Raw genomic sequence first — 16734 nt, 5'->3', positions numbered from 1 at the left:
AGGGCGCTTAGCTCAGTTGGTAGAGCGTCTGCCTTACAAGCAGAATGTCGGCGGTTCGATCCCGTCAGCGCCCACCATATATTATCCTTGCTCCAATCCTGTTTTTTTCATAGAATCTCAAGACTATAATAATTTAAAATAATCAAAAAACTATGAGAAATCCATATCAACGCAAAGCTGCGTCCAAAAATCAAAATATCACCTATAATGCTCAAGACATTTATAAACAATTCATTGAAACAATGGTTGCTCACGGTTCTATTAGCGGATTATATGATGACGGGTGGGCTTTATGTGCTACCCCTACAGGTCAGCGTGCTTTCGCTGTTTGGCAACATAAAAGCCTGGCAAAGTTATTGATTAAAGATAATTGGGAAAGATATCAAATTCAGGATATTTCACTCAAAGATTTTGTTGAAAAAGTTATTCCTTTTTTACGTCAAGAAAATACATGTATATCGATAGATTTAACGCCTGAAGGGCAAAATATCCTGGTTGCACCGGAAAAATTATTATTAGACATAAAAAAATATCTGTATCAGATTTATTTGCAAAAACCAGAATTATTCAAAGACGCCAGGCTGCCTTTGCCACGTAGCATTCGTTTAAATTAATCTGCCAAATCAATAATTCCTAAACTTGCTCAATAATTTAATATTCGTTGAGCAACCAGCCACTGATAAAAGCAAAGTATTCACGTAACCAGGAGTTGTAGCGAATATATAGAGGTGTCGGTGCGCTTATGGTAATGATCTGCTGGTAACCTTGATGTTTGGCTATGGTTTTGGCACGTAAAATATGAAAATCACTGGTTGCAATGACAATCGGCTGATCGAGTGTAATGTGATGTTTTAAAAGTAATGGTTGAACATTACGCAAATTTTGTTCAGTGCTGGTACTTTGATCTTCTAATAGAATGCAAGATTGCTCAATCTGATGATGTTTTTGTATGTATTCAGACATTACTTCTGCTTCAGTAATCTGCTCTTTAAAACCTAAACCTCCAGTCATCACTATGATGGTTTGAGGATAGTGCTTAGCATATGTTGCGGCGACATCTAAACGTTGTTTTAAAGTTGGCGAAGGTTGCCCATTTTCTATACCACTGCCCAGTACGATAATTGCCTTAGCTTGTTGTGCAGGATTGTTGTGCTGAATCGTATAATGTAGATAAGCGAAAAAAATCAGCAATGTGCTGAGCCACACAAAGAATGCTGCCCAAGCACAACGCCATATAGTCTGTCTTAATTTACTGGCTTGGATAAATTTTTGAATCCATTTAAAGCATATGGCATACAGAATGAACCCGATACCGATAATAACAGGAAGAATGATTCCCAAATGGATTTTATCGAGTGAAAGTAACCATAAACCATTGAGTGCCAATAAGCTGCCTATGATAAAACTAAAGCTACGTTTTAGAGGATCAGACATAAGATGGCTCTGGGTAAATGTTGCTGCTAGTTTAAACAATTTGTATGTTTTAAGTATAAAAACCGAGCGCTAAGACTCGGTTTTTTATTGGCTTTAATATTTAATACTCTAATAGTTAATAAACGTCACGACGATAACGACCATCTTGACGAAGCTGATCAACCGTTGTTTCCCCCAGAATGTCAATCAGTGCTTGATCAACATCACTCGCCATACCATTAATACTACCGCAAACATAAATTGCCGCACCATGATCCACCCAGGCTTTCAGTTCTTGGGCTTGTTCGCGTAGTACGTGATGCACATAGACTTTTTCCTCTTGATCGCGAGAGAAGGCTAAATCAAGGCGTTGTAGCATGCCTATTGTTTGCCAAGCTTCAATCGTACCTTGATAAAAAAAGTCATGTTCACGTTGACGTTCACCAAAGATGAGCCAGTTTTGGGTGTAATCCTGACGGTTACGTGTATGTAATAAGCTCATCAATCCGGCAAGACCTGTACCGTTACCAATACAAATGACTGGACGATTGTCATCAATCAGATGGAAAGATTCATTAGTGCGGATACGTAGCGCAATCTCACTATTTAATGCCGCATGTTGAGTCAGCCAGCCCGAACCTAAGCCCAATTGACCTTGAGTATCTGATTGCTGACGAACCACCAAGCGAAGCACCTGTTGGGATGGAATACTGGCAATAGAATATTCACGAGAGGGCAGCATATTCAGCTGTTCCAGCAAATGATCCATATTGGCAAAAGGTTCAACTTCAACCGTTAAATCTTTATCCCATAGTGCCTGTTCAATACTGAGCTGTAATGAATCGACTTGTGTATGCGCTTGAATTTGATATTTTTGCATAAAGGCTGCAATGCGTTCAGCACTATTACCCGGTTGAATCTCTGCAATATCACCGGCTTGCCAAATTACTTCGTGGGTCGGCTTTAATTCGATATTAAAAGTAGGTGCACCTAAGCTATTTGGATTGAGCAGATCACGTTTTGTGAGTGTCCAGGTATCAAATGTTTTTTCGATATTCATGGCTTGTAAGTCTAGTTTAGTCACTTTGGCTAAAGCACTGTTCCAAGCCTGAATCTGTTGATTGTTGGCATTATCCACTTTAATGGTCGCAAACAATTGCTGTGCGCCATTTTGCTTTAACCAGGCATCAATTTCATGCCCAAAACTACAGAAGGTATCTGGATATTCACTCGAACCTAAGGCTAAAACAGCATAGTGCAGATGACTTAAATCAACGTGTGACGAAAGTATTTTTTTGGCAAAACTTGACGCTAAATCAGGCGCTTCGCCGGTGCCATAAGTACTGGCTACGAATAAGACCTGTTCAGTACTTTTTAAATCATCAATGCTTAAATGTTGTACGGATTTTACGGTTGCCGGCTGACGAGCTTCTTGTAAGCTGGTCGCATTACGCCAAGCCAGTTGTTCAGAAATACCGGTTTGAGTGGCATAAGCAATCAGCCAAGGTTTTGCATTGGGATCAATACTGACAGCTGTTAAGCTATTTCGTGCAGCTTTCGTGAGTTTCTTTTGTTTACGACGTTTAAGATAAAGCATCCAGCCCGTGACAAAGAACAATGGCATAGACAGAGCGGCTAACATGGCCAAGAATTGGTACACCGGACCAAAGAAGCTACCCCGGTGAACCGGCAACATGCTGCTCATGATTTTTTCATTTAACTTTTTATCTTCATAAATTTCCATCTTTTTAATGGATGAAGTTTTATAGTCAAATGTGGCTTTATTGCGTGCGCGTTCGTGTTGTGGAATAGCATCCACAAAAGTCAGTTCAACTTCACCATTGGCTTTTTTTGGCAAGTTCAGGGTCAGACTAGAATAGTCCCGACCGACTTGTGCATTAAATCCAGTCCATGTCTGGGTGAGTGCAAGATTGATTTGCTCAGCGCTTAGACCACGTTTATCACCACCTTCACCACGAGAACCTTCTCGATCTTTGTTAGTTGATTGTGCCTGTTGAGCGCCATCACGTCCTTCACCGCTTGGGGTATTTCCGCCACGTTCACCGCGACCTTCACCACCCGCTGGAGCTTCACCTTTTGATTCTTTTTGTTGTTCGACACCCATCACGGTATATAGGCCGCTACGCCACCAGCCATAAGACCAGGTTAAGCCAGTACAGGCAATAATCAGGAAGAAAATCACCACCCACGTACCCACAACCGCATGTAAGTCCCAAAGAAAATTACGGCCTTTAAGTTTGGGTTTGATCATGAACCATTGTTTAAAAGAATGCTTTTTAGGCCAACGTAGATATAAACCACTGAATATAAAGAGCAGCAGCATCAGGGTACATGCACCGGTAATCTGCTTGCCGACTGGTCCAACGGTCAAGTTGCGATGTAACTGCTGAATAAACTGAAAGAACTCCCGCCCTTTGATTTCCGGTAAAACTTCAGCCGTGTAGGGGTTAATCATCATGTTATAACCCTTGCGTGCACCTTCTTTGACAATGTTCAGACTGGAAGAGGCAGTAGGGTCTTTGGCCACAGTGATGCTATTAATTTTCATCTCTGGATCAGTACTATGGAAATGCTGATACAGTTCTGCAGGGGTTAACTTGTCCCGATTTGCAGCTTGTACCGTATAACTATCTGGATTCAGCCATTTTTGAATCGGTTGTTCATAGGAATAAATGGCACCAGTAACCCCCATAATGGAGAGAATTAACCCAGCGGTAATCCCGAGGAACCAGTGGATCTGGAAAAAGATTTTTTTTAACATAGCTGAAAAAGATACGGGAGGTGAACAGTAATAGCGCGAATTATAACTGAACTTCTAGTTAATAATATGGATTTTGTAGGTAATATCTATTCTCATTCTCATTTAAAGTTGTTTTTATTAAAAAACCTCCAAGCATTTGGAGGTTCTTAGGTAAATCGTTTTGATTAAAACAGAGCTTAAACCTGTTTCGCTTCGCCCACTGTTTCTTTTAAATGCTTGCGAATGGTATTGAATGAAAAATTCTTCGAATCCATACGTTTTGGCAAAATATAAGCACCTTGCTGACCTTTAACCTTGAAATTAATCAACATAAAGTCAGGCGTGTTATACCATTCATAAATATCTTTCCAGCCAATTGCACCAACGCCTTCTTGCGCACCCATTTTTTGACGCATAATAAGGCCGTGTGGCTGTACACCTAAACGAATGCCCTTGATTTCCTGCACAGGGAATTCATTCATTTTACGTTTAACATACCATTCCAGACCGAATTTACGGATGAGGAAGTACGCCACGACGCAGACTAATGCAACCCAACAAAAAATAGTCGAATAGTTCTTTAACAGGATAATACCAACAATAGATAGAGCAGCCACAATAGCCATAATTATCCAAGTTTTAGTGCCGATTTTGTTGGTACTACGCCAAATAGCAAGTTGAGCTTGACGTTGTTCAGCCTCTGAAATTTCATAGTTCACAGGCTGGAGAGTATAAGCGTATAAATTTTTCGCGGTCATAATGAATTAACAAATTTAGAACTGTAAAAAGTTTAGCATTATTTATACCCATTCAGGGAGTATATTGTTCCAAATTCATTCGAATTATAAGGAGCCCAATTCGGTGGCTTCCTCATCACGGTCATGACTCAAACTTTGCTTTAAGCGACTGAGTTGATTCAGAATACTTAACATCAAAGACAATTGCTGTAAAACAATCAGCGATTTCTGATCATCTTCATTATTTTGGCTTAAGCGTTGACGAGTCGTGTTCAACATATTTTGTGCTGTCAGATCGGGAGCTTCATCTTTTAATAAAGAACCTTGGATATTCTCTAAAGCCAGGTCTAAAAGGTTTAACACCTCTTGATCTTGTATTTTTTCACGATGTGCACCGAGCGCGGCAATATAGCTCAGTAGGGTGTGATTCAAACATAAGAATTCAAAAGCCAGGCTTTTTTGTGTTGGATCGAAATCCGGCTCTGTGGCTAAGGTTGAAATCAGGGAAGCAACTTCAGCATCATTATTATGTGCAGCGCGACGTACCACACGATATTTCAGACCGTGATTACGCCCTTGCTTATATTGTTCGATCACTTCTGCCAAATAATTACATTGTGCAGTAAGTGAGCGATTGATGGTGCGCGACAGGCGACGAAATTTCCAGTCTGGAAAAATAAAACTGACCCCAAACCATGCCACCGCGCAGCCAATTAAGGTATTAATCATGCGGGGTAAAGCTGCTTCAAAGCCCATTCCATCCAGATTGAAATTAATCAGCGCAAGAATAGTAATAAATGCGGTGGCTTGCGCATATTGTTTACTGCGCAATTCAAAGAACAGCACACCACTCAACACTAATAATAATAGTTGTCCTTCAACCGACGGGATAAAGTACAAAACCGCATAACCCAGAATAATCCCCACTAAAGTCCCGACAATACGCAGACGTAAACGACGTTTGGTGGCATTGAAGTTAGGTTGGCTGACAAAAAGTGCAGTCAGTAAAATCCAGTAGCCATATTCAATCTGAGTCACTTGAACAAAAATATAACCAATCAGCAGAACAATCGAGACTCGTATTGCATGTCTAAACAGCACAGATTCTGGGGTTAAGTGCTGTTTGATGCGGATTACCACATCATCCCAACCTTTTAAGTCGTCATCTTTCAACTGGTTTTCAATATGTTTAGCTTTATCAAATTTGATATGACGTTCGGTTTCTACATTACGGAGTTGTGCATCAATCGACTTTAAATTTTGATACAGGGAAAATAGTGCATTGACCCAGACTTTTTCATATTGCTGTTCAGCGCGTAACTTTTCTAAGGAGAGTTTTAAATTGGTAAAGGCCTGCTTAAAGCGCTTGTTATGTTGATAGGTTTCACGGTGCAAAATGCTGTGACTTAGGTCTTTACAGGCTTTTGCTTGAAGGTATAAAACCCGTTGCAGACGAAATAAAATATCGCTATGTTCAAAAATTTTAACCAGTTTTTGATAGTCAATGTGCGCTGAATCGGCGCGTTCATGAATATCTTGGGCCACAAAATAATACTGCAAGCTGCGACGGGTGTCTTTTTGTCCACGGTCACCCTTTAAACGGGTCAGCAAGGCAGTTTTCATTTCATTGAAAATACCGACCAGTTTGCCATTTTCTAAAGATAGCTCAATCATACTTTGTTGATAACTGCTTGGTGTCATATCGACATCAAACAGATTCGATTTTGCAAACAGAAAATCCCCTAGGGATGAATAACACTGCGACAATTTATCTTGAACTTGGCGAACAGGGAATAATAAAAAGCTGACTGTTGAAATCAGTCCATACCATGCGGCGCCTGCAACCAATAGCAAGGCTTGGGTATACCAATTATCAAATAATCCAACACCTAGCATCGAGTAGACAGAAACTACTAAGCAACCATAGGAAATAGTGGCGTAGCGCCGTCCCAATGAGCCGAGAAGAATCAAGCCAATACAGGAAACAATCAAGCCTAAGGCAAATAAAATCGGATAAGGAAATAAGAAATAAATCGAGGTGGCGGTAATAAAAAAGCCGATGTAAGTATAAATCAGGTTCATGATACGAACCGAAAAACGGTCGTCAATATCACTTAAGCCTGCAGCCACCACACCCAAGGTTAAAGGAATAGTCGCCAGTTGTTGCCCCATAAAATAAGGCACAAAAGCAGTACCTGCGAATGCAATCACCATGCGCAGGTTATACATGAAAGTAGTGTTATACGTCGCTTGTTTAAGACGTGTGAGCCAAGATTTCAAATTATGTCCTTACCACAAAGTGATCTATGCATCAGTGAGGTGAATTATGTGATTTTTCACTCTCCATTCTGAGAAATAATACTATGTACAGTGTAAGCTTGTCTTCAAAGCCGCCATTTAAAAATTAAATATCAATATGTCTGAACAACAGTCTACTCAACAATATTCTACGACATGGATCATGCTCCTGGCATTACTGACCTCATTAGGTCCACTTTCTATCGATATGTACTTGCCGGCATTGCCACAAATGGCCAATGACTTTGGGATCAGTACCCAAATGATGGCCAATACTTTACCGGCATATTTTTTAGGTCTGGCATTGGGACAACTTATTTATGGTCCTTTGAGCGATCGAATTGGCCGTAAACCGCCCCTTTATTTTGGTTTGGTGCTTTATATCGTAGCAAGTATGTTATGTGTCTTTGCAACCGATGAATGGAGCTTAATTGCAGCGCGTATTTTACAGGCTGTTGGGGGCTGTGTCGGGGTAGTGATTGCACGGGCTGCTATTCGTGACCGTTTGGACATGCACGCTTCTGCGCAAGCCTTTGCCAGTATGATGATTGTAATGGGGATTGCACCGATTATTGCGCCAAGCTTGGGTGCAGTCGTATTGAAGTTTTTTGCGTGGCAGGCAGTCTTCGTCTTTTTAACGCTGATGGGCATGATCTGCTTGTTGTGCGTACACTTTTTCTTTAAAGAAAGCCTAGCACCTGAACGCCGTTTAAAATTGAATATTAGCCAGATATGCAATTTATATGCTGTGATTTTCATCGATCGTAGTTTTAGATTACCGATGCTGGCGGGCTGTTTTTCGGGTGGCGTATTATTTTGCTATATCAGTTCATCGGCTTCGGTATTGATGGATGATTATGGTTTGAATCAGCAACAATTCGCTTATGCCTTTGGTTTAAATGCCTTTGGTATTATGTTGTTATCGACGCTAAATAAAAAACTGGCGCATCAATTTTCCGTACTTGGTCGTTTGAAAATAGGCGCTATGCTTCAGTTGATAGGCGCATCTATTTTATCCATTGCCGGTCTGATCGGTCAGATCCCATTGTGGATGGTACTCTCAGGCATGTTTTTGGCGGTTGCGGGTATTGGCTTTACAGGACCGAATGCCATGGCTTTGGCAATGTCGGAACAAGGGTCGCGTGCAGGAACGGCCAGTGCCATTATGGGGAGCATGCAGTTTGCCTGTGGTTTACTCGGTGGTGTGATCCTGAATTTCCTGATTTGGAATTCACTCTTAAATATGGGTTTAGTGATGCTCATGTTTGTAGCTGTAACTTTGCTGGCGATCATGCAATTAAATCCGCCTGCATCCCATGAGCAAGCAAAAACTTAAGATTAAAAGCTAAAACAAAAAATTGTAATAAAAAAGAGACTTAAATAGAGAATTAAAGGTCTCTTTTATTTTTAGATTAATTGAATCGGCTTCTTCATCCAATTTATTCATCCAACTTATTTATCCAAGAATACGGTAAATTTTTCAACCGCAATACGTGGGGTAATAAAGGTATTTACGATATCGTCCGGATCCGAGTGCAACTGTACAGACCAGTTCTTCATCTTCAGGGGCATTCAATACGTCCAGTACGATCGGATGAAAATGATTCCAGGCTGCTTGAGGGCAGGTATCCAGACCACGCGCTTTGGCCGCGATCATGACATTTTGAATCATCATGGAAATATCCATTTTAGAACCAATACCCATGATCTTATTCACGGTAAAATATAGAGCAGCTGGCGCATCGAATAACTGAAAGTTGCGCAGTTGTTGGCGCCCCATTTTTTCTTTTTCCCCTTTTTAGATATTTACTAATCCGTATAAACCCCAGCCATTTTCACGGCGACGCTCAATAAAGGGTGAAATCCAGTTTTCAGGATAATAGGCAAAAGTCTCTTGGTATTGGCTTGCAAGTTCTGGTCGGGTAGCCAGTTCAATTTGTGCTTTACATACCCGTTCAACCATTTCATCACGTTTTTCCCCACTCACCACATAAACTTTCCAAGGTTGTATATTGGTTCCGGATGGTGCCTGACTCGCCACAGTTAAAATGTCTTTAATGATTTGCAGATCAACCGCTTTATTTAAAAAAGCCCGTACGGAATGACGTGAAGTAATCGCATCATCAACATGGCGAACTTGTTACAAATTCATAAAAGTTCCTTTTGAAATGAGTTTTTTAGAACTAATTCCTATATACATTAGTCTAATATCTGGATCTGTGACTGTATTTGAGTTTTCGATAAGTTAAAGAATATATTCATTATTTTAAATAAATATCTAAAAAACAAGATTATTTTTTAATCATTGTTCAAGAAAACTGATTTTAATAAAGTAGAGAACTTGATAGATTGTTTGCAACATATCGTTTACATATGTTGTACTTTTATAACACGTTAAGCTTTTTCACTGTACTAATAAGCAGAAAATGCAATGATTTTTAAAGCTTTTTAAAATTTTAAATCGTGATTCTTTTCATCGATTTGTCGAGTTTTTAAGGGTCAGTTATGCACGGATGCGAGATATTTAAATTGGAGATTAGAATGAGTCGCTTACTCAACGGTAAATTTATGGCTAAAAGTTTAGCATTAGCAGTTACAGCTGTAATGGTAAGCACAGCACATGCAGGTAAAGCTGAGCAACAACAAATTCAAGAATTACGTAAAGAAGTTGAAGCATTAAAATCTTTAATTCAACAGCAACATCAAGTTCAACAACAGCAGCAAACTCAAATTGAGCAAGTTAAAGCTCAACCTGTAGCAGCACCAGTAGCTAAACCTGAAGCACCAGCAACGGGCTTTAAGACCAAATCGGGCGCAAGTGTAAACCTATACGGCTATGTTCGTGGAGATGCGAACTATATTATTGAAGGTGCGGATGATGACTTCGGTAATGCTTCTAAAGTTGGCAATGGTACCGTTGGTTCCGTAAATGATAAGTTGCGCGCTACAGCTAAAACCACCCGTATCGGTTTAGATTTTAGTTCACCATTAGGTGATGCTAAAGTGGGAGGTAAGGTAGAAGTCGACTTTGCAAGTGCAACTGAAAACTTGCGTATTCGTCATGCTTATTTGACCTATAACGACTGGTTATTTGGTCAAACGACCTCTAACTTCCTGTCAAGTCATGCTCCTGAAATGATTGATTTTGCGACTAACATTGGTGGTGGTACAACACGTGTTCCACAAGTACGCTATGGTCTTAAACTCGCTCCTGCTACTCAATTATTTTTCTCTGCTGAAGAGGGCGATAGCTCTGCTACAGATATCAAATACCGTCTGCCAAACTTAACCGCAAAATTAACTCAAGGTTTTGCCGATGGTAAAGGCTCAGCATCAGCACGTGCTTTAGTTGAGAATTATAAATCGACTACAGCCGATGATGATGAGTTTGGTTATGGACTTGCAGTTGGTGCAAACTATCAAATCGCTGATCCTTTAAAAGTGTCTGCCGATGTTTCACATGTTGTAGGGAATAGTAATTACTTATATGGCAGTAATGGTGCGTATTCTGTAGTCAATGGTGATATTGAGCAGAATGAATTTACAGCAGTACAAGTCGGTGCGACTTACAAGATTTCTCCTCAATTACGCTCAACCTTGGCTTATGGGGCAATCTTTGCTGATGATGGAACTGATTACGCGGCTAACAATACTGCTGCGAATGAAAAGGTTCAACAAGCATGGATTAACTTTATCTATTCACCGGCTGCACCGATTGACTTAGGTATTGAATACGTCAACGGTAAACGTGATACCTTTGCTGGACAGTCATTTAAAGATAACCGTGTAGGCTTAATGGCGAAATACAATTTCTAATCTTAATGTCTAAAAATATATAAATAAAAAAGAGGCGATTTATTCGCCTCTTTTTTATTTGGCTTTCAAAAATATTAATAACTGTTTATTAAAAAATATTTATTTAAAAAATAAATATAAAAAAACTATAATTTACAGTGATAGATAAAATTGTAAAAAACTAAAGATTTTTTTCAAAAAAACTGCATAATGTCGCACTTTTATTCACATTCATATTTTTGAAGTCTTAATTTCATTTTATATGTGAATATTTCATTGATGAGAATCAATGATTTGTTGCTCGAGTATTGATGACATAGAAATTCTATAAGTTATATGGTGAAAAGGATTTTTTGCTTTTTATTTGGTTAGGATTGTCATCTTTAATAATGTTTTAATTGTTGCATGTTTTTTAATCTGGTCGAAATTTACCAGATTACTATTTGTTATGCGTTTTAGTTTAGGGTTATATAGCAGGATTTTTATAAAGAAAACTTCTGCTCAGTAACGGTTTTAAGTTTTCTCCTGATGCATGGTAAAAAGCTAAGTTAAAACTCATATAAATAGTGCAGATAGACGTGCAGTTTTGGTCGATTAGGAAAAATTTATGGATTACATCTTAAATCCAACATTTACTTTAATGCTTGCTGTGTTGGTGCTGTATATCGGTCGTATTTTAAACAAATACATTCCATTTTTGACCAAATACAACATTCCTGAACCTGTGGCCGGCGGTCTGGTGGGGGCAATTGTTTTTTATCTTCTTCACCATTTTGCTGGTTATACCATTTCAGTGAATAAACCAATGCAAGACACCTTTATGTTGATGTTCTTTGCTTCGATTGGTTTAAGTGCAAACTTTGCCAAATTAAGGGAAGGGGGCAAGCCGCTATTAATCTTCCTGATGGCAATTTCTGCCTTTGTTGTGGTGCAAAATGGCGTAGGCATGGCTGTTGCAAGTGCAGTTGGACTTGATCCATTGATGGGGGTCATTGCAGGTTCGATTGCTTTAATTGGTGGTTTGGGTACAGCAGGTGCCTGGGGACCAATTTTTGAAACCAAATACGCGGTTGAAGGTGCACTGCCAATGGGGATTGCCAGCGCAACCTTTGGTATGGTGATTGGTGGCTTAATGGGTGGCCCTTTAGCACGCTATCTGATTAGAAAACATCAATTGGCTGCACCGTTAAATTCTGCAGTGCGTAAGGAAAAAAATGCAGCGCCTTTAACGGAACATGAATATGCATTTGAAGCACCCTATAAAGTTCGTTTAATTACTGCCGACAACGCCATTGTCACTTTGGGAATGTTTGCTTTTGCTTTGGCATTTGCAGAAATTTTGAAAAATTTGACAGTGGGTACAGCATTTGAACTGCCAACTTTTGTCTGGGCCTTGGCTGGCGGTATTTTGCTGCGTAATGTGGTAGAAACCGGTTTTAAACGTGAAATTTTTGATCGTTCAATTGATGTATTTGGTAATACTGCCTTAGCCCTGTATTTGGCCATGGCCTTGGTATCACTAAAACTTTGGCAATTGACTGATTTGGCGATTCCAATGATTATCTTGTTGATTGCGCAGTCTATTGCCATGTGGGTGTTTGCCGTTTATGTGTCATTCCGTGTAATGGGTAAAAACTATGACTCCGCGGTGTTGGCATCCGGTTTATGTGGTTTTGGTATGGGTGCAACACCGAATGCGATTGCCAATATGCAAGCGATTACCAACATGTATGGGCCATCGCATAAAGCATTCTTGATTGTACCGCTAGTCGGAGCATTCTTTATTGACTTGGTAAACGTCGTTGTAATTCAAGGTATTTTACAATTTTTTGGTTAATTGATGAAATATCAAAAGCCCTAGGAATCTAGGGCTTTTTTATTACTGAAAATTATAGAAAGGTCAGAATGAGCTGGTAGGCTATGAAACTACCCATTAAGCTCAGCCAGACGGGTAGCTTGGTTTTAAGCAATCCTATGACCCCGCCAACAAATATAAGATCAGTGATCTGTACAATATAATGTTGTGCGATTTGTATAACCATGCAAAGTAGAAGTCCCACCACAGCCGCATTGATTCCTACAACCGCATGACGAATATAAGTTTGATTCATCAACCATGACCAGTAGGGTAAGGTTCCAAAAACAAGAAAAAATGAAGGAAGGAATATGGCTAGCGTAGCGATACAGGCATTCAGGATCGGATATGGAGTTAAAGGTGTGAGTGCACCCACATAACTGGCAAAGCTAAATAAAGGACCAGGCATCAGCTGGGCCAAGGCATAACCTAAATCAAATTTCTCGGCAGAAATTAAACCAGTTGCAACGAAATCCTGATGTAAAAAAGGCAAAATGATATGTCCGCCACCAAAAACCAGAGAAGCGCTACGATAGAAACTTTCTACAACTTGTATGAATACACTGCTTTGTTGCCAGTTCAGAACAAGAAAGATAAAAAAAGGCAATACAAAAAGAATTATCCAGAAATAAGCATTTGATCTTTTTGTAGAAGAGATAGTATCTGTTAAAGCAGAATTTTCCGTTTTATTCTCTTTTGGGGAAGTAATTTTTTGTGTGAAGAATATGCCCAACCATGCCGCGATAAAAATTACTATAATTTGATTCATCGGCAGCGAAATATTGTAAATAAAGAGGGTGGAACAGAGCATTAAAATGTATTGCCAGATTTGGGTACAAAAGCTTTGAAGCATTTGCCAGAAAGCCCATGTCACCACAGCCAAAACAATCAATTGAATACTATGAAAAAACGCTGAAGAAAGCAGGGGGAAAAATTGTTGGCCTAATATTGCTACCGTAGTCATTAATATTGCGGAAGGTAGAGTAAAACCTAACCATGCAAGTACCGCACCTCCATAGCCTTTTTTTACATAGCCAATCGCCAAACCCACTTGGCTGCTGGTTGGTCCAGGTAAAATTTGTGCCAAAGCAACCAGTTGTGCATATTGTTGGTCATCTAGCCATTTTAATTGCTTCACAAAGGTGTGATGAAAAAACACCAGATGCGCAGCAGGACCACCAAATGCAAGGCAACCTAATTTTAGAAAAGTCAGGAAAATAGTGCGATAATGAAGGGATGGCATAGACAAATTCATTAGGGTCGATCTTTTAAAGTCTAATATTTTTTGATGGCAGTTTAACGAAATACTACAATGTGAAAAACATATAGTTCTTAAACTGTACGACTTTTAAAAGATAAGCTGATTAATCTTTGGGTGGTTCATGATAAATATCAAATTTGGTTATATTGCTTTAGCTGTAGTAAGTGTAGCGGGATGCCAAAGTGTTCCGCACTCCAAGCTTACTGTAGGCTCTACAGGCTTATCTGAATCTCCCCGTGTAGATGCACAAGTACATGCCGACCGCATTAATTTTAAAAAATTAAAAAAACAGGAAAATCGTCCGATTGTTGCTTTGGTACTGGGTAGTGGCGGTGCACGGGGCTATGCGCATATTGGTGTAATTCAAGTATTGGAACAACAAGGTATTCATCCTGATTTTATTGTTGGTACCAGTGCAGGAAGTATTGTAGGTTCAATTTATGCCAGCGGTAAAACTGCGAATGAATTACGTGATATTGCGTTAAATATGAAAGCCCATGATGTGCGTGATGTAAAACTCGATATAAAAGGTTTTTTTGACGGCAAAAAAGTTGAAAACTACGTCAATCAACAAGTGAATAATACACCATTGGAATTACTTAAAACGCCAATGTATGTGGTGGCGACAGAATTAAAAGAAGGCAAAAAAGTGGTCTTTAATTATGGCAATACCGGGCAAGCAGTGCGCGCTTCGGTGTCTATTCCCAGTATGTTCGTTCCCACTAAAATTGGTGCAGATGAATATGTCGATGGTGGCTTGGTCAGTCCTGTCCCTGTCGATGTAGCACGTGATTTGGGAGCAGATATTATTATTGCGGTAGATATTTTGGCTCAACCCATGCATACCGAAACCAGCAATGTTTGGGGCTTGTTTAACCAAAATATTAATATCATGCAGAACCATTTAGCCAGAGAAGAACTTAAACATGCAGATATTGTGATTCAGCCAGATTTAAGAGAAAAAGCACATATTTTTGATGTCAAAGGCCGTGAAATGACCATGCAAGCGGGTGCTGAGGCAACTCAAAATCAATTAAATGCTATTTCAACTGTATTTAGTCAAAAGCGCTATTCACTAACGAATAAAATTCAACAATTGAGTGCGCATGATTGAAGCTATAAATTAACTAAAATGATGAGTGAACTAGGAACAAGGCATAATTTTTTTTATTTAATGAAATCTTGTTCCTGTTTTTAATAGGGGGATAATAAATATTTTAATTTCAGTTGATAAGTAAGCAAATTAAGCTAGATTTTATTGTAAAGACAAATCAATTAATTGATATTGCTGAATAAAACTGATTAAGTGCCTAAAAGTTTTATACTCTATTATTTTTATATTAATATGTTTTTGTTCAATGAATTAAGTTTACCACTGAGTGAAAATTCAATAAACTCCCTTTCATTGAAGTCAATATTAAAACATATTTCTGTAAGGACCATTAAATGAATAACAGCAGGATCAATATAGAAAAAATTAGCATCGGGCATAAAGTCAAAATGGCGACTATGGAACATCTTGTTTTTATAGTGACTGCAGAAAATGCGGATGGTACATTTAGTATTGAAACACAGCTCGATCAGCAGAATGTGCTCAGTTATGGCAATATTTCCAAAGAGATGTTACGTAAAATCGATTCTTAATTTTATTTAACTTAATTTTATTTAGTAGGCTGTATTCTATTATTCAGCAATTAAATATTTAAAAGAATATCTGCAAATGGATTTGCTTTGAGTCTTAATTAGACTAACCACATGATTATTTAAAAATGGAATGGTTTTAAATTAATGCGGGTGTATTTTTTGTAATCCTATTTTTGAGTATTTATTCTATAAAACCTGCGATAAATTAAAAAGATAGCAGATACAGCGTGTTAAACAGATTGATATATATTTTCTTGAATGATACTGAAATCACTATAAATAATAATGATGATTTTATTGCCGATTTGGACATTCTATTTCGTAGAAAAACGATATAATAATGACTTAATACTATTGTCTATCAAAGAGTCTAGAGAACGCGATGTCCCCATTAGATCAAATTGCTCCAGCATTAGATGACCAGTCTGAATTAACTATGTCGGTTTTAATGACTCCAGATATGGCAAACTTTTCAGGTAATGTTCACGGTGGAACAATTTTAAAATTGTTGGATCAGGTCGCATACGCATGTGCCAGCCGTTATTCGGGTAGCTATGTAGTCACTTTGTCAGTTGATAAAGTCAATTTTAAAGAACCGATTCATGTAGGGGAACTCGTTACTTTCCTTGCCAGCGTGAACCATGTAGGGCGTACCTCTATGGAGATCGGGATTCGTGTAGAAGCGCAAAACATTCAAAAGCGTACGGTCCGTCATACCAATAGCTGTTATTTCACCATGGTTGCTGTGGATGAAAATGGTAAGCCGCAACAAATTCCAGCGCTCAATTTAGACAACGACTGGAAACGCTGCCGTTTTGAGGCTGCGGAACAGCGCAAAGTGGCACGTCTTCAAGAAAGTCATCACCCATCGTGCAGTATTTATAAGAAAACTTCACAATGTTAATAAGCATTGAATGAAAAAAGACCGCTGCTCAGCGGTCTTTTTTTGATATGAAATACCTTGTTGTCT

Annotated in this window: 12 protein-coding genes, 1 tRNA gene and 1 pseudogene; 8 read left to right on the top strand and 6 right to left on the bottom strand. The window is 39.0% G+C overall.

Annotated features, from left to right (window positions below):
• The first annotated feature begins 1 nt into the window (after position 1).
• Positions 2–77: transfer RNA gene (locus ACP69Y_RS01545), tRNA-Val, on the top strand.
• 75 nt (positions 78–152) lie between these two features.
• Positions 153–614, top strand: a complete 462-nt coding sequence (locus ACP69Y_RS01540; protein ID WP_425915549.1) for a DUF2750 domain-containing protein — start codon at positions 153–155, stop codon at positions 612–614.
• 37 nt (positions 615–651) lie between these two features.
• Here the strand turns inward: ACP69Y_RS01540 and ACP69Y_RS01535 are convergent, their stop codons facing one another.
• From ACP69Y_RS01535 to yccS, 4 genes are all read right to left on the bottom strand, one after another.
• Positions 652–1434 (bottom strand): YdcF family protein, encoded by a 783-nt coding sequence (locus tag ACP69Y_RS01535; protein WP_425915547.1) that lies wholly within the window; start codon positions 1432–1434, stop codon positions 652–654.
• 115 nt (positions 1435–1549) lie between these two features.
• Positions 1550–4195: a PepSY domain-containing protein gene (locus ACP69Y_RS01530; RefSeq protein WP_425915545.1), complete on the bottom strand. Its 2646-nt coding sequence runs from the start codon at positions 4193–4195 to the stop codon at positions 1550–1552.
• Positions 4196–4371: 176 nt separating this feature from the next.
• A complete protein-coding gene (locus ACP69Y_RS01525) occupies positions 4372–4932 on the bottom strand; it encodes a hypothetical protein (RefSeq protein ID WP_425915543.1) in 561 nt (186 codons plus the stop codon).
• An 84-nt stretch (positions 4933–5016) separates the two neighbouring features.
• Entirely contained in the window at positions 5017–7191 is a 2175-nt protein-coding gene (yccS, locus tag ACP69Y_RS01520; protein ID WP_425915541.1) for a YccS family putative transporter, read from the bottom strand.
• Between the two features lie 136 nt (positions 7192–7327).
• Here yccS and ACP69Y_RS01515 point away from each other — a divergent pair, with 136 nt between their 5' ends.
• Positions 7328–8545, top strand: coding sequence for a multidrug effflux MFS transporter (locus tag ACP69Y_RS01515; RefSeq protein WP_425915539.1), 1218 nt, complete (start codon positions 7328–7330; stop codon positions 8543–8545).
• A 116-nt stretch (positions 8546–8661) separates the two neighbouring features.
• Here the strand turns inward: ACP69Y_RS01515 and ACP69Y_RS01510 are convergent.
• Positions 8662–9325 (bottom strand): annotated as a pseudogene (locus ACP69Y_RS01510) (nitroreductase).
• Between the two features lie 425 nt (positions 9326–9750).
• On the opposite strand from ACP69Y_RS01510, the gene ACP69Y_RS01505 reads away from it, so the two are divergent.
• Both ACP69Y_RS01505 and gltS read left to right on the top strand, forming a co-directional pair.
• Positions 9751–11025, top strand: a complete 1275-nt coding sequence (locus tag ACP69Y_RS01505; protein ID WP_425915538.1) for a DcaP family trimeric outer membrane transporter — start codon at positions 9751–9753, stop codon at positions 11023–11025.
• 586 nt (positions 11026–11611) lie between these two features.
• Positions 11612–12841 (top strand): sodium/glutamate symporter, encoded by a 1230-nt coding sequence (gltS, locus tag ACP69Y_RS01500; protein WP_425915536.1) that lies wholly within the window; start codon positions 11612–11614, stop codon positions 12839–12841.
• Positions 12842–12893: 52 nt separating this feature from the next.
• Here the strand turns inward: gltS and chrA are convergent, their stop codons facing one another.
• The gene (gene chrA, locus ACP69Y_RS01495) at positions 12894–14102 is read right to left on the bottom strand and encodes a chromate efflux transporter (RefSeq protein WP_425915534.1); all 1209 of its coding nucleotides are present in this window, start codon (positions 14100–14102) and stop codon (positions 12894–12896) included.
• A 139-nt stretch (positions 14103–14241) separates the two neighbouring features.
• Between chrA and ACP69Y_RS01490 the strand changes: the two genes are divergently transcribed.
• The 3 genes from ACP69Y_RS01490 to ACP69Y_RS01480 all read left to right on the top strand — a co-directional run bounded on the left by ACP69Y_RS01490 (position 14242) and on the right by ACP69Y_RS01480 (position 16668).
• Positions 14242–15234, top strand: coding sequence for a patatin-like phospholipase family protein (locus tag ACP69Y_RS01490; protein WP_425915532.1), 993 nt, complete (start codon positions 14242–14244; stop codon positions 15232–15234).
• Between the two features lie 332 nt (positions 15235–15566).
• Positions 15567–15764, top strand: coding sequence for a hypothetical protein (locus tag ACP69Y_RS01485; RefSeq protein ID WP_425915530.1), 198 nt, complete (start codon positions 15567–15569; stop codon positions 15762–15764).
• A gap of 382 nt (positions 15765–16146) precedes the next feature.
• Positions 16147–16668 carry an acyl-CoA thioesterase gene (locus tag ACP69Y_RS01480; protein WP_425915528.1) on the top strand — a complete coding sequence of 174 codons (522 nt, stop codon included), beginning with the start codon at positions 16147–16149 and terminating at the stop codon, positions 16666–16668.
• Positions 16669–16734 lie beyond the last annotated feature (66 nt).

Source organism: Acinetobacter sp. TSRC1-2 (genome assembly GCF_049895885.1).
In the GTDB taxonomy this organism is placed as follows: domain Bacteria; phylum Pseudomonadota; class Gammaproteobacteria; order Pseudomonadales; family Moraxellaceae; genus Acinetobacter.
This window is presented reverse-complemented; position numbering and strand designations above follow the sequence as displayed.

Excerpts from the sequence above, each read along its gene's own strand:
- ACP69Y_RS01485 (WP_425915530.1), top strand. The coding sequence starts at position 15,567 with ATGAATAACAGCAGGATCAATATAGAAAAAATTAGCATCGGGCATAAA.
- chrA (WP_425915534.1), bottom strand. The coding sequence starts at position 14,102 with ATGCCATCCCTTCATTATCGCACTATTTTCCTGACTTTTCTAAAATTA.
- ACP69Y_RS01505 (WP_425915538.1), top strand. The coding sequence starts at position 9,751 with ATGAGTCGCTTACTCAACGGTAAATTTATGGCTAAAAGTTTAGCATTA.
- gltS (WP_425915536.1), top strand. The coding sequence starts at position 11,612 with ATGGATTACATCTTAAATCCAACATTTACTTTAATGCTTGCTGTGTTG.
- ACP69Y_RS01525 (WP_425915543.1), bottom strand. The coding sequence starts at position 4,932 with ATGACCGCGAAAAATTTATACGCTTATACTCTCCAGCCTGTGAACTAT.
- ACP69Y_RS01490 (WP_425915532.1), top strand. The coding sequence starts at position 14,242 with ATGATAAATATCAAATTTGGTTATATTGCTTTAGCTGTAGTAAGTGTA.
- ACP69Y_RS01480 (WP_425915528.1), top strand. The coding sequence starts at position 16,147 with ATGTCCCCATTAGATCAAATTGCTCCAGCATTAGATGACCAGTCTGAA.
- ACP69Y_RS01530 (WP_425915545.1), bottom strand. The coding sequence starts at position 4,195 with ATGTTAAAAAAAATCTTTTTCCAGATCCACTGGTTCCTCGGGATTACC.
- ACP69Y_RS01535 (WP_425915547.1), bottom strand. The coding sequence starts at position 1,434 with ATGTCTGATCCTCTAAAACGTAGCTTTAGTTTTATCATAGGCAGCTTA.
- ACP69Y_RS01515 (WP_425915539.1), top strand. The coding sequence starts at position 7,328 with ATGTCTGAACAACAGTCTACTCAACAATATTCTACGACATGGATCATG.
- ACP69Y_RS01540 (WP_425915549.1), top strand. The coding sequence starts at position 153 with ATGAGAAATCCATATCAACGCAAAGCTGCGTCCAAAAATCAAAATATC.